General features: G+C 63.6%; 14 protein-coding genes and 1 tRNA gene. 8 read left to right on the forward strand and 7 right to left on the reverse strand.

What is annotated here, in order from left to right:
* The first annotated feature begins 140 nt into the window (after positions 1–140).
* The 4 genes from G9463_RS15235 to G9463_RS15250 all read left to right on the forward strand — a co-directional run bounded on the left by G9463_RS15235 (position 141) and on the right by G9463_RS15250 (position 2425).
* The gene (locus G9463_RS15235) at positions 141–350 is read left to right on the forward strand and encodes a DUF1328 family protein (RefSeq protein WP_011224268.1); all 210 of its coding nucleotides are present in this window, start codon (positions 141–143) and stop codon (positions 348–350) included.
* Positions 351–449: 99 nt separating this feature from the next.
* A complete protein-coding gene (locus G9463_RS15240; protein ID WP_004959429.1) occupies positions 450–653 on the forward strand; it encodes a hypothetical protein in 204 nt (67 codons plus the stop codon).
* Between the two features lie 29 nt (positions 654–682).
* Positions 683–766 (forward strand) — tRNA-Ser (locus tag G9463_RS15245).
* 180 nt (positions 767–946) lie between these two features.
* A complete protein-coding gene (locus G9463_RS15250) occupies positions 947–2425 on the forward strand; it encodes a transporter (RefSeq protein WP_165897173.1) in 1479 nt (492 codons plus the stop codon).
* Between the two features lie 33 nt (positions 2426–2458).
* On the opposite strand, the gene G9463_RS15255 is transcribed toward G9463_RS15250, so the two are convergent.
* Both G9463_RS15255 and G9463_RS15260 read right to left on the reverse strand, forming a co-directional pair.
* Entirely contained in the window at positions 2459–2830 is a 372-nt protein-coding gene (locus G9463_RS15255) for a VOC family protein (RefSeq protein WP_165897174.1), read from the reverse strand.
* A gap of 59 nt (positions 2831–2889) precedes the next feature.
* Positions 2890–3768, reverse strand: coding sequence for a PhzF family phenazine biosynthesis protein (locus tag G9463_RS15260; protein ID WP_165897175.1), 879 nt, complete (start codon positions 3766–3768; stop codon positions 2890–2892).
* Between G9463_RS15260 and G9463_RS15265 the strand changes: the two genes are divergently transcribed.
* On the forward strand, positions 3760–4488 hold the full coding sequence (locus G9463_RS15265; RefSeq protein WP_165897176.1) for a DJ-1/PfpI family protein: 729 nt from the start codon (positions 3760–3762) through the stop codon (positions 4486–4488). The genes G9463_RS15260 and G9463_RS15265 overlap by 9 nt on opposite strands.
* Positions 4489–4509: 21 nt before the next feature.
* Here the strand turns inward: G9463_RS15265 and G9463_RS15270 are convergent, their stop codons facing one another.
* Positions 4510–5583, reverse strand: a complete 1074-nt coding sequence (locus tag G9463_RS15270) for a Gfo/Idh/MocA family protein (RefSeq protein ID WP_165897177.1) — start codon at positions 5581–5583, stop codon at positions 4510–4512.
* A 42-nt stretch (positions 5584–5625) separates the two neighbouring features.
* Positions 5626–6561, reverse strand: a complete 936-nt coding sequence (rnz, locus tag G9463_RS15275; protein WP_165897178.1) for a ribonuclease Z — start codon at positions 6559–6561, stop codon at positions 5626–5628.
* A gap of 379 nt (positions 6562–6940) precedes the next feature.
* On the opposite strand from rnz, the gene G9463_RS15280 reads away from it, so the two are divergent.
* The 3 genes from G9463_RS15280 to G9463_RS15290 all read left to right on the forward strand — a co-directional run bounded on the left by G9463_RS15280 (position 6941) and on the right by G9463_RS15290 (position 9665).
* Positions 6941–8080, forward strand: a complete 1140-nt coding sequence (locus G9463_RS15280; RefSeq protein WP_165897179.1) for a hypothetical protein — start codon at positions 6941–6943, stop codon at positions 8078–8080.
* A 57-nt stretch (positions 8081–8137) separates the two neighbouring features.
* Entirely contained in the window at positions 8138–8803 is a 666-nt protein-coding gene (locus tag G9463_RS15285) for a TrkA family potassium uptake protein (protein WP_004959408.1), read from the forward strand.
* A 385-nt stretch (positions 8804–9188) separates the two neighbouring features.
* A complete protein-coding gene (locus G9463_RS15290; protein ID WP_165897180.1) occupies positions 9189–9665 on the forward strand; it encodes a hypothetical protein in 477 nt (158 codons plus the stop codon).
* A 13-nt stretch (positions 9666–9678) separates the two neighbouring features.
* On the opposite strand, the gene G9463_RS15295 is transcribed toward G9463_RS15290, so the two are convergent.
* The 3 genes from G9463_RS15295 to G9463_RS15305 all read right to left on the reverse strand — a co-directional run bounded on the left by G9463_RS15295 (position 9679) and on the right by G9463_RS15305 (position 12970).
* Positions 9679–11379 (reverse strand): methyl-accepting chemotaxis protein, encoded by a 1701-nt coding sequence (locus G9463_RS15295; RefSeq protein ID WP_165897181.1) that lies wholly within the window; start codon positions 11377–11379, stop codon positions 9679–9681.
* A 132-nt stretch (positions 11380–11511) separates the two neighbouring features.
* The gene (locus G9463_RS15300) at positions 11512–12309 is read right to left on the reverse strand and encodes an SDR family oxidoreductase (protein WP_165897182.1); all 798 of its coding nucleotides are present in this window, start codon (positions 12307–12309) and stop codon (positions 11512–11514) included.
* On the reverse strand, positions 12299–12970 hold the full coding sequence (locus G9463_RS15305) for a non-canonical purine NTP pyrophosphatase (RefSeq protein ID WP_165897183.1): 672 nt from the start codon (positions 12968–12970) through the stop codon (positions 12299–12301). Before G9463_RS15305 ends, G9463_RS15300 begins: the two co-directional genes overlap by 11 nt.
* Between the last annotated feature and the right edge of the window lie 248 nt (positions 12971–13218).

Consider the following 13218-nt stretch of genomic DNA (forward strand, 5'->3'; position numbering starts at 1 on the left):
TCCACTACACACTGCCCCGCCCTCGCAAGCACAACACTGGCGCTGCAACGGCCAGAACAGGTGTGTATGTCAGCACTGGCATCGCTGCACACTAATACTGCGCTCCAGCTTTCCCGACATCCCCGTAACCGGTGGTATGGATGGTAGCGCTCCCGTTCGCTGCGCCATCGACTGTGACCGTGCCGCTGCAGTCCGGTGGCGGGCTGTTGTACTACGCGGTCGTCTTGGTGATTCTCGCCGTCGTCGCTGGGATTGCCGGGTTCCGTGGCATCGCCGGGCTGAGCTTCCGCGTCGCGAAGTTCCTCATCGTCATCTTCCTCGTGCTGGCGCTCGTCACGTTCCTGCTCTGATTCCGGCGATGTTTTAGCCACAGCGACCACCGTTTCGTGTATGGGATGGCCTGCACGTACAGTACCTGCCGACACAACAGCACGGAGCGGAGGGCGCTGATGGACCCGCGAACGAAGGCCAGTCTCCTGTGGGGCGTCGTCGGGGGCCTCGCGTTTCTGGTTCTGATTCAGGGCTACGAACTGCTGGCCGGGGTACCGGTGTCGATACCGGCCAAAGCTGGTGTCGCCGTAGCTGTCGGTGTTGGGGCGACGCTCACTTCATACCGCATGCAACCGCGGCTGTTCGGAAACGAAAGCCCTTAATCGCCCGCCCTCACACTTTCGAAGTACGTGCCAGAATGGCCGAATCTGGTAAGGCGCACGCCTGGAAAGCGTGTTCCCATTTGGGATTCTGGGTTCAAATCCCAGTTCTGGCGTGGCGAGGTTCGAACGAAGTGAGAACCTCGGAAAACGTGAACGGTGAACGAAGTGAGCCGTGAGCGGGCGTTTTCTGCGACTGACTGCGAGTGAGGAGCGCCCGCTTCTGGCACATTGGTGTGTCTCTCGCCATCGAACCACCGCACCGTTTTCCCGCCCCCAGTACTGATACTTGCTCGATGGTCGAACAGCGCGACGGTGACGAGATAGACCTGCTGGATTCCTCGATTCGGACAACCAGTGGGGCACTGGTATCAACGACGCTGTTCGTTCTCAGCGGCATCGTCTACGCGTTCGTCACGTCGCCTGCAGCGACCGGGACGTATTTTTTTATCGCCCTCTCTGTCTCGCTGGTCCTGCGTCCGATTCGGGGTATCAGCCAGGCGCTGAAGAAGGTCGGCAGCGAACGGGGCGAACTCGTCGGCCCGTATCTCGGCCTCGCCGCGCTGTTTGCCCTCGGATATCTCCTCATCGTCGGTGTAATCGTGGCCGCACTGGCCGGCGTAATCGTCCGAAATACGGTGGTTTCGCCGGGGCTGCTCGCCCCCATCGGCCTGTTTGCGGTTTCGGTCGCGCTGTCGATGATTGTGTCGAGCCTGGTCGGTGCCATCGGCTACCCGAGCGTGGAGACATGGCTCACCAGTACGCAGAGCGCTATTCAGCTCATCATCCTGCTGGCGCTGGCCCCGACACTGGCGACGGCTGTGGACTTGCTGCTTGTCGTCGCCGGAGTTCGGCTGGCGGTGCTCGGTCCTGTCGCCGTCGCGCTGGGTGTCGTCCCGACCCTACCGGACCGACACGCTGTCGAGCGCGCCTGGGACTTCGCCAAGTGGAGCATCCCGGACCAGATTTTCGACCGCCTATCGTACAACATGCCGGTGTACGTGCTGGGTGTCGTCGCGACCCCGGCGGCCGTCGGTATCTACGAGGCCGCTGACCGGTTTGCTGACTTCGGCGCGACGATTTCCTGGCATCTCTCCTCCCCGCTGCTTACGAAGGTCAGCGGGGACTCCTCTGTTGGCGACACGCACCTCGCCTATCTCGACGGCGCGGTCACCGGCGGCACGGGTGTCACTTTCGTCGTTTTCGGCTACTTGCTGGCCGCCCACGATGTGGTTGCGCGAATCGCCTTCGCCGGTTCGGAGACCGTCTTCTCGGCGACCGTTTTGCTTGTCGGGGGCGTGAACATTCTCCGCGGCTTCTGGACGCTCACCTCACACGCCATCGAGGGTGTCGGGAAACCGAGCGTGAGCTTCCGCACGAAGCTTTATGGACTGGTGTTCAGCGTTCCAGTCCCAGCGATATTCGGTGCGGAGTTCGGAGCCGTCGCCGGGGCCGCCGGATACGCCGTGATGAATTTAGTCATCTTCGGGTACGTCCTTTACTACTCCCGGTCTGTCTTTGGACGGATTCCGATCGAACCCAAGGTAGCAACAGCCCTCACCGTCGGCCTCGGCGTCTCGTTTGTACTCACGACCGGCTCAGTCGCCGGACTCACGAGGGCTGGCCTCTCCTCGATTGTCGTTGCCAGCGTGGCCGCCGTGACATGTCTCGTCGGTTTCGGCGGCTTCCTCGTTGCCGTGTCCACATCGGCTCGACTCGTCGCCGTCCGGGCGGCAACGCTGTGGCGCAGTCGCGCTCGCTCGCTGTTCGGGTGACTATCACCCGCTCGTTCGTACGGACGCCGCTACTCAGAGCCAGTGGTAGAACTCCAGCGTGTACCCCTCGGGGTCCTCGACGAAGGCGGCGAAAGCGTCGGCGGCGTCGACTTCAGTCGGTTCGAGCACCGGGGCAGCGCCGGCGTCGATGGCCGTCTCGAAGGTTTCCGCAACATCGTCGACGGTGAACGCGATGTGGTCCACGTCGGCGCGGTTCGGCGCGACCGGGGTGGTTCGGTCGGGGTCGTGGCGCAGTTGCAAGTCTCCGTCGCCGTCCCGGCCGAGATAGACGTTCTCCACGCCGTCTAGCGTGAACCGATTCGTCTCCTCGAAGCCCAGCGCCTCGTAGAAATCCATCGTGCGGTCGAGGTCAGAGATGCAGATTGCGGTGTGTGCGAGGTCCATGCCGCGGCGTTGTGGACGGGGCGAAATGAGTGTGCCGGAAACCCGGCTGTCACGGCCACTTAGAGCAGGTCGCCACGAGCGACGGCGACGACGCTGCCGCCGACTCGGACGCTGATGTCCTCGCCGCTGCCGTCAGTTGAGAGATGCAACAGCGACGGTCGCCCCATCTCGTAGCCCTGCTCGACACGGGCCTCGACGGCAGGGCTGCCGAGCATCTCGTGGCGGGCGAGATACGCGGCCAGACAGCCGTTCGAGGAGCCAGTCGCGGGGTCTTCCGGCACGTTGTAGAACGGTGCGAACACGCGGACGGCGAGGTCGTTGTCGTCGCTCCGCGGCTCTCGGCAGACCGCCAGAACGTTCTTTGCGTCGCGGTCGCCGGTCACGGCGTCATAGGCGTCGCGGTCCAGGTCGATGGCTTCCAGCGCGTCGCGGTCGGCCACCGGGACGACAATCGTCGCCAGCCCTGTGGAGACGATTTCGACCGGCCAGTCGTGGTCCAGTCGGTCAGCCGGCAGGCCGAGAACGGCGGCGAGGTCTTTGTGGGCCAACTGCTCGCCGAACTCGGGGGCCTGCTGTGTCATCCACAGGGTCTCGCGGCCGTCGCGCTCTCGCACTTCGACCGGGACCTCGCCGACAGGCAAGTCCAGCGTCACCGTTTCGGGATTTCCGTCGGCCAGATGATCCCGGATGACCTGGACCGTCCCGAGCGTCGGGTGGCCAGCGAAGGGTATCTCGGCCGCCGGAGTGAAGATGCGGACCGGCCACGCACCGTCGGTCGGCTCGCCGGTAACAAACGTCGTTTCGGAGTAGTCCATCTCGGCGGCGATGGCCTGCATTTCGTCCTCGTGGAGGTCGCCGGCATCGGTCACGACGGCGAGCTGGTTCCCGGCGTATCGCTCCTGTGCGAATACGTCGACGATGTGAAACGGGTGGGACATACCTATTCGCTCGGCGTCGCTCCCAAAGAACACTCCGGATGCCTGTCGGATGGTACCGAGTCGCTTGAAGCCACCGGGCTATTTCTCGCCGTCAGCCGTATCGAGGGCATGGACACTGTTGCAATCGCCTGTTTCGACGGGTTCGACGAACTGGATGCCATCGGCCCCTACGAGGTGTTCGAGAACGCGGCGCGCTTTGGGGCGTCGTGGGATGTGACGCTCCGTTCAGCCCGAGAGAGTGACATCGTCACTGCGAGCCATGGGCTCCGAATCGAACCTGACGGGCCGCTCGGCGACGTGGCCCCGGACCTGCTCGTCGTGGCCGGCGGCGGGTGGAACGACCGAAGTGAGGCCGGCGTCTGGACGGAGACCGAACGCGGCGACCTGCCCGACGCCGTCGCGGCGGCACACGACCGCGGCGCGACTGTTGCCGGTGTCTGTACCGGCGGGATGGTCCTCTCCCGGGCCGGCCTGCTCGATGGCCGGCCAGCGGTGACACATGGCGGCGCAATCGAGGACCTGCGGGCGACCGACGCGACGGTTGTCGACGCCCGGGTCGTCGACGACGACGACGTTCTGACCTGTGGCGGCGTCACGTCCGGGCTGGACCTCGCTGTCCACCTCGTCGAACGCGAGTGGGGCGCGGACGTGGCCGCCGCTGTCTGTGAAGAGATGGAGTACGAACCCCGTGGCGACATCTTCAGGGGCGAATCGGCCTAAGAGCGCCGGTGGACGGGCGTCTCAGGCGTTCGAGCGGGCGTCGTCGAGCAGCGCCTGCACGTCGACGGCCTCGCCGGTCGCGCTGCTCTCGATGGCGGCGAAGACGATAGCCATCGACTGGAGGACGCTGTCGACGTTCGTCGGCATCGGCTCGCCGCCGTCGACCCAGTCACAGAACTGCTCGATGAGCCAGGCGTTCTTCCAGTGGGGCCGTTCGGCCAGCGGTACCGCCTCGCCGTCGCCCTTGCCGATGCTCTCGAAGTTCCCGGTGTCGTACGCGTCGGCGTGGAACCGCTCGACATCGCGGCGGTCGAGGAGGACCGTCTGGTCCGAACATTCGGCGCGGAACTGCTCGTGCCCCCAGCCGTTCAGCGTCGTCGCGTTGGCGTAACTGCCCTCGTACTGTGCACGGGTCCCGTCGGCGAAATGCAGCGTCACGAGGCCGCTGCAGTCTCCGTCGTAGTCGGCCTCCTCGGGCGTCCACGTCTCGGCGTACACCCGCTCGCAGGGTGAATCGGCCAGCGACGCGAGGATGTCGAGGTGGTGGATTGCGCCGTCGAGCAGGAGCATGTTGTCCATCTCGTAGACGTAGTCGGCGTAGAAGCCGCGTTCGCGGACGTTGCCCGTGTACCGGGCCGTCAGATAATCGATGTCGCCGGCTTCCTCAACGGCCCGGCGGAACGTCGTCTTGTCCCGGTCGAACCGGTGGCTCATGGTGACGCCCATCTTCTTGCCGGCCTCCTCGACCTTCTCGGCCACGCGAACCGACGCCTCCAGCGTGTCGGCAATCGGCTTCTCCGAGATGATATGCAGGTCGTGGGCGAGTGCCGTCTCCACCACGGCCTCGTGGGTCGACGGCGGTGTCACGATAGAACAGATGTCGGCCGGCCGCTCCGAGAGCGCGGTTTCGAGGTCGGTGTAGCACTCCTCGGGCGACAGTCCGAGTTCTTGCTCTGCCAGCTCGTGTCGTTCCGGGTCGGTGTCGACCGCGGCGACGACCTCGATTCGGTCGTCGTGAATGTTTGGCGGAATCGCGTCTGTCGCCCAGGTGGACCCCTGGCCCCCCAGACCGACGTGAACTAATCTGTGTGTCATGGCTTCGTTATCGCTTCGAGGAATAAATGCTGCACTATCTCATCAGTACTCGTCTGCGTCCGGGAACTCGATACGGCGCTCCATCCCGTCTTCGGCGAGCACGACCTCGCCGTCGAACGCGTCCCGGGCTTCGTCGACTAGCTCGTCGGCGCTCGCGGCGTAGCGGGTCGAAATATGGGTCAGCGCCAGCGTCGACGCGCCGGCCTGCCGCGCCACGTCGGCGGCTTCCCGGGCGGTTGAGTGCGCCGTCGCCTTCGCTCGCTCTTTCCGGTCCTCGGCGAAGGTAGCGTCGTGGACGAGGAGGTCTGCGTCCTCGCTCGCTTCGATGACGCTCTCTGTCGGCAGCGTGTCGCCGGTGTAGACGAATCGCCGGCCGGGACGAGCTGGACCGACGACGGCCTCCGGCTGGATAGTCTCACCCTCGTGTTCGACGGCCTCACCGCGGTGGAGCTTGGAGTACTTCGGCCCTGGCGGGATACCGAACTCCTCTTCGGCTTTCTCCCGGTCGAACTTCCCCTTCCGGTCGTCCTCATCGAGGACGTATCCGACGCTAGCACAGCGGTGGGCTGTCTCGATTGCCCGAATCTCGTACTCCGACCGGTCGAGGACTACGTCGCCGGCCGACACTTCGTTGATGCGGACGGGAAACGAGGGGGTCGTCCCGTTGGCCTGGATGAGCTGTTTGATATTCCCGCGTGTGCCCGCCGGCGTGTGGATGGCGATGGCGCGCTCCCGTTCGTTGAAATCCCACGTCTGGAGCAGCCCCGGAATCCCGAGGACGTGGTCGCCGTGGAGATGCGTGACGAACAGGTGGTCGATAGCGAAGCCAGTGCCGTAGCGCATCATCTGTCGCTGTGTGCCCTCGCCGCAATCGAAGAGGAGGTAGTCGCCGTCGCGGTTGACGAAGATGCTGCTCGTGTTGCGCTGGGTCGTCGGCACGGCCCCACTCGTCCCGAGAAACGTCACGCGCATGGTCATCGCATCCTCTACTGTCGACGGGTAAACCGGTGTCGAAAGGACGGCGCTACGGGTATGGTAGCACTCATCGTCTGGTGCGGTCGGGTCGCTGGGACGGGTGTTTGTGTGTCTAGCGGTGACATAGCTATTCGTACTGATCGCAATAACGGCTGCTTTCCGCTGTCTCTGGCCGTCTAGTGCCCTTCTCTGCCGAGAGTTTAATCACCAGCAAAACAATTTACCACTGGGTAAGTGTCGGCCATCCTTACGTTACCGACCCGGATGTAACAGGGGAACGGCTTAGCAGGTTATTATGTTCTGTTGAACTGTCTCGCCAGTTTATCTGTTACTCATTCGTTGCAACGTTCGCATTGCCTTCCGATCACCGCAGAACCGAATCATGACACGCACTCGTACACTTGCCGTTTTGGCTGCGTTGCTCGTCGTCGCCGGCCTCACCGCACAGGTTGGGGCTGTACCGGGCGTGACAGCGCAACAGGAATCGCCGTTAGAACAATCTGGGAACACAGGGGTCGCTGTCGACTCTCTGACCGCACCGCAGAGCGTCGCCCCGAACTCGACTGCTGATGTGGCCGCGACGGTCACGAACAACGAGAACGCCTCGGTGACTGAATCCGTGGCGTTCCGGTTCGACGGGGCTGTCGTCGACCGGACGCTGGTCACGCTTGCGCCTAACGAGAGCACGACTGTCCAGTTCTCCGCGGACACGACAGACATCGAACCCGGTGACTACCGCCACGGTGTCTTCAACAGCGACGACGGGCAGGTCGCCCCTGTTACCGTCTCCGACTCGTTTACGCTGGAGACACTTGACGCGCCGACAAACGCCACCGCCGGCGATAACGTCACCGCTGACGCAACCGTCGCCAACCCAAACGACTTCAACACGACACAAACCGTCGAGTTCCGACTTGGCGGCCAGCCGCTCGCCTCCGAGTCCGTGACCCTCGACGCGAACGAATCTACGGACGTGACGTTCACCGTCGACACAACTGATATCGAGCCAGATACGTACACCCACAGCGTCTTCACGCGCGACGACGGTGCGTTCGCCGAGATCACCATCGAGTCTGCTATCGACGCGCCTGAAGAGCCGACCGAAAACGAGACCGAGGAGCCGCCAGCGGACGAGACCGAAGAACCGCCGGCGAACGAAACTGAGGAGCCACCCGCGAACGAGACTGAAGAACCACCAGCGAACGAGACCGAAGAGCCACCCGCAAACGAAACCGAGGAGCCGCCAGTGAACGAGACTGAAGAACCGCCAGCGGACGAGACCGAAGAACCGCCGGCAAACGAAACTGAGGAGCCACCCGCGAACGAGACTGAAGAACCACCAGCGAACGAGACCGAAGAGCCACCCGCGAACGAAACCGAGGAGCCGACTGAAAACGAGACCGAGGAGCCGCCAGTGAACGAGACCGAAGAACCGCCAGCGAACGAAACCGAAGAGCCGCCAGCGGACGAGACTGACGAAACGGACAACGCGACCGAAGAAAACGCGACGACAGAAGGCTAACCCGCGCCACCCTGTCACCCGTTCACATTTTTAATGGTGGCCGTCGTACCGTAGTCCATGAAGTTCGTTATCGTTGGCTATGGCCGCGTCGGCATCCGGACCGCACGGATTCTACAGAGCGAGGGGCACGAAGTCGTTATCGTCGACAACGACCCTGTGAAAGTCGAACGGGCCACGGAAACCGGGTTCGAGACGATCCAGGGCGACGGCAACGAGGAAAGCGTCCTCGTCGATGCCGGTATCGAAAGTGCGGACGCTATCGGCGGTCTCACGGGCGACCTGAACACGAACTTCACCGCCTGCATGATCGGCAAAGAGTTCGGCTGTCGGACGGTCCTGCGGATTGATGCCGACTACCGCGAGGAAATCTACGAGAAGTACGCCGCTGACGTGGATGAGATAATCTACCCCGAGCGACTGGGCGCGGCTGGTGCGAAGACGGCACTACTGGGCGGTGACTTCAATGTCCTCGCCGACCTGACCGAACAGCTTTCGGTCGCAAGTATCCGCATTCCCGACGACTCGCCGTTCGTCGGAAAGCGGGTCGTTGAGGTGGACCTTCCCGGCGATGCTCACATCTACGCACACGGGACGGACCACGAACCGATGACGATTCCGCTCCCACAGACTAAAATCGAACCCGGCGACAGTGTCGCGATCATGGCTGATCCCGGCGGGCTGGACGACATTCGAGCGACGCTCCGGGGCGACGCGTCCGCCTGAGATTCTGGAAGTCCGGCCCGCTCTGTCGCAGTTTCTCTCAGACTGACGGTACCAGCTGTCTTTGACGAAAGCCGGGGGGAGTAGAATATGAAAGGGAGGATCGCGGTGTCCGGGCGCGCCTGGGGAGGATAGGATGGCACGCAGTGTCACCGACATCCACTGGGGCCGTGGAAGCGCGCCCGTACCGGGTGGAATGCTACCGGTAGGCATAAATGCCCGTCAGACAGGCGACAGACGGATGACAGACGGCACGGCTTTTTGCCCGTTCAGCCACTGCCTCCTGCTATGACCTGGGCGACGCTGTTTGAACGTGCGGCGGACCACCAGACTACGGTCGACGCTGTCTGTGCAGCGCTCGACGAACATCGGGTGGAGGACGACAGCGATGCGTGAGCCGTCGCCGGCGCGTGTCGTCGCTGATGCCGACGTCCTCGCTGCCGACCTGCTGTGTGGACCAGACAGCGATGCACGTGCTGCCATCGACCATCTCCGTCGGCACTCATGGGTCACGCTTGTTGCGAGTGACCACCTATTAGACGATGCCAGCGCCGTCATCGCCGACCTCGCCGACGACGACCTGGCGGCTGACTGGCGGGCGCGAATTGAGCCCGACTGTGACATCGTAGATCACCCTGCCGGCGACCATCCCGCGCTGGCCTCGGCCTACCGGGGCGGCGCACAGCACTTGCTTTCCTATGCGGACGACCTGCGTAGCGCACAGACCAGCGCGTCGCTCAACCGTCATATGTCGCTGAGTGTCAGACCGCCGGACGCTTTCGCTCGCCTGTTCGACCCAGAATCACTGTACCCCGTTGTCGAGAACGGCGAGTATCCCGGTCCAGACCGGGATCCACGCGCGTAGCAAGTAGCCCTGCTTAGTCGTCAGCCGTCGTTACCGTGGCTGTCGAGACTGTCCTCGATGGTCCAGCGCCCTCGGCGATATCGAACGCCGCAAGCACCTCACGCAGGTCATCGGTCTGGGCCGCCATCTCCTGTACTTCGGTGGTCACTTCGGTAATCGTCGCTGTTTGCTCCTCGGTGGCAGCGGCGACAGCCTCGGACTCCTCGTTGGTCTGTTCGCTCACCGCCGCGACCTCGTCGACCATATCGACGACTTCCTGCGTGGTCTCTGCCTGCTCGGCGGTGGCACCCGATATCTCCTGAATCGAGGCGTTGACTTCGCCGAGCACGTCGACGATATCCTCGAAGTCTCGGAGCGCAGACTCGATAGTCGCGGCACTGTCTGTCACCTGCTGGTTTGTCGCTTCCACGTTGCTGACGGTTTCGCTGGCCTCGTGCTGGACCGCTTCGATGCGGTCCGACACATCCGTCGCGGCATCGTGGGTCTCCTCTGCGAGTGTCTTCACCTCGTCGGCAACGACAGCGAATCCGTCGCCGCTTCCGTCCGCACGGGCCGCCTCGATCGAGGCATTCAGTGCGAGCATGTTGGTCTGCTCGGCGATGTCCGTGATGACCTCCACGATGTCGTCGATTTCGCTGATCTGGTCGACCAGACTCTCGACCGCAACGGCGATGTCGTCGATACGAGCCTCCATCTCGTCGAGTTCGTCGATCGCCTGCTCGGCGTCCGCACGCCCCTCTCGGCCTCGCCGTGTCGCCTTCTCGGCGGTGTCGGCCGCGTTTTCGGCGGTCGCGGCGATCTCTTCGACGGTGGCAGATAGCGTGTTCATCTCGGACGCGACGTCGTCGTGGCGCGACGCCTGCTGACTGGCTCCAGCCGAAATCTCCTGAATCGACCGGGAGATCTCGTCACTCGCGTCGTTGATCTCCGTGACGCTCCGGGTGACGTGGTCGCTCGTCTCGTCGACGTCCTCTGCGAACGCGGCGACGGTTGCGACCGTCTCTCCCAGCGTCGTCACGAGGTCGTTGTAGTTCTCGACGACGGCGTCAAACTGCTCGTCGTCGGCCTCGAACTCCTCGTCGATAGTGGCTGTCAGGTCCCCGTCTTTCGCCTGTTCGGCAGCGTCACCGAAGGCGACAACAAGGTCGTTGAGTGCCTGCGAGCGCCGTTCGAGGTCGCTGGTCATCGTCTGGAGTTCGGTGGTATACTCGTCCATACTGGCGGCCATCTGCTCCAGTGACTGTCCGAACGTCCCAGGCACGTCCTCATCGAGAACATCGGCGTCGAACTCCTGCCGAGAGAGCGCGTCGGCCTGCCGAGACACTGTCAGCAGATAGGACTGCATCGACCGAAACGACGAGAGCAGTTCGGCAACCTCGTCGTCGCGCTCGCTCTCGGGCAGTTCGACATCGAGTTCGCCGGACGCGATGTGGTCCGCACCCGCGGCCATCGCTGTGACGGGTTCGACGAAGTCTTCGCGGGTGATGAACACCGTGTTGGCGAACGCGACAATAGCGCCAGCGAGCAACACGCCAGTGACGACGAACCGGACCGTCCCGGTGGCAACAAGCGAGACAACTGCCAGCGCGACCGAAGCGCCAAACTGCAGACCGACGGCTGCGAGCACCTTCCGTTCGACCGAACCGGAGACGCCAAAAACATCAAGCGATCCACGTATCACCGCTTTGTATTTTCTGATGGGGTCTGTGAGCATACGCACCTTTTTCTTACAGTGTTTAATAAGGTTCGAGTCCAATTCTCGGATATTGAAAAGGAATCAGTCAATGAAAAATCGACATGAGTGGATATGGGCGGCGAAACCAATGACAGTCTCGGAACTGATTCTCTACCGGTCCTGATTGACCAGCGCTGCAACGCGCCGGACGACCCAGCGCGGTGTCACCCTCACCAATCGGTCGATAAGCCGCATCGACCGGCGCGGGATAACGATAGTCTCGCCGGCGGCGGCCCCCTCGTAGGCCGCTGATGCGACCGCATCGGGTGTGTTCGTGGCGACCGACCCGACCGTCGAGTCCTTCATTCCCGCTCGTTCCTGAAACTCCGTGTCGACCGGGCCGGGACAGACCACCGTCACGTCGACCGATGTCTTCCGTAATTCCTCGGCCAGTGCTTCGCTGAAGCTGTTGATGTACGCTTTGCTCGCGTAGTAGCCAGCGAGGTTCGGCCCCGGCTGGAACCCGGCGACTGAACCCGTGTTGATAACCGCGCCGCCATCGTCGAACTCGTCAATGAACAGCCGGGTCAGTTCGACCGGGAGCATGACGTTCAGGCGCAACTGCGTTCGCTCCGCGTCGAGGTCGCTTTCGGCGAACGGGCCGTAGGTCCCCACACCGACGTTGTTGACGAGCACGTCGATGTCCAGACCGCGCTCGGTCACCTCCTCGTACAGCTCTTCAGCGGCCGCCGGGCGGTCGAGGTCCATCACGACAGAGGTCGCCGTGACTCCCCTCGTTTCGAGGTCCTCGGCCAGCCGCTCCAGTTTCCCCTTGCTTCGGGCGACCAGCACCACGTCGTGCCCGCGTGCGGCGAACTCCTGTGCCAGCGCTCTACCGATGCCCGCCGACGCACCGGTTATCAAGGCGGTGCCACCGGTCCCGACGACCGGTACGTCGCTACCGCTCACCGTACCACTCCGCGAACTTCCCAAGTGCCCGCCCGCGGTGGGAGATCGCGTTCTTCTGCTCGGTGCTCATCTCCGCGAACGTCGTTCCGTCGTGCTCGAAGATGGGGTCGAAGCCGAACCCGCCCTCGCCGCGCGGGGCGACGATTTCGCCGTTCACGCGCCCCTCGAACAGTTTGACCGGGACTGTCTCGCTGCTCTGGGCCGCGCTTCCGTCGTGGACCTGCTCGTCCGTCGTCGCCGTGCCGCGGTCGTCAGCCGACAGGTCCTGTCCACGCCGGTCCTCGCGGTCGATACCGTCCGGGTCCGGCGTCGCTTCGAAGCCCTCGCCGTCACAATAGGCGATGACCGTTTTGAACGCTGCACCGCGGTCGTCCTCCGGTTCGGTCATGCGCCAGACGCGTTCCACGCCGACAGTATCCTCGACGTACGAGGAGTACGGGCCGGGGAACCCATCGAAGGCGTCGATGAACAGCCCCGCATCGTCGACGATGACCGGCCCGTCAGCCGCGCGGTAGGCTGCTCGCGCTCCCTCGGCCGCGACCGTTCGCAGGTCGTCGGCTTGCACTTCCGGGTAGTCGAAGTCGAACTGCTGGACGTCGTCGTCGAGATACTCGGTCGCCTCCCGGACTTTCCCGGGATTGGTTGTGACAAAATTGAGCATACCGGCACACAGCGACCGGCGATAAAAGAGCCGTCGAAACTCCGCGCAGGCGGACTGCTGTAGATTATTTCCGGCCGTGCCAGGCACGTACCGGTCCCTCGCTACACCCCGTCTCAGTCGACGACGACTTCGACCGGTTCGTCCTCACTCTCGGACTCGAACTCCTCGCTGCTGCCGCCGCGTTCGAGATACAGCATCACGCCGGCGACCGCCAGCACGACCCACGAGCGCCAGTTCGCCAGGTTCAG

Source organism: Haloarcula sp. JP-Z28, assembly GCF_011440255.1.
GTDB classification, from domain to species: Archaea; Halobacteriota; Halobacteria; order Halobacteriales; family Haloarculaceae; genus Haloarcula; species Haloarcula marismortui.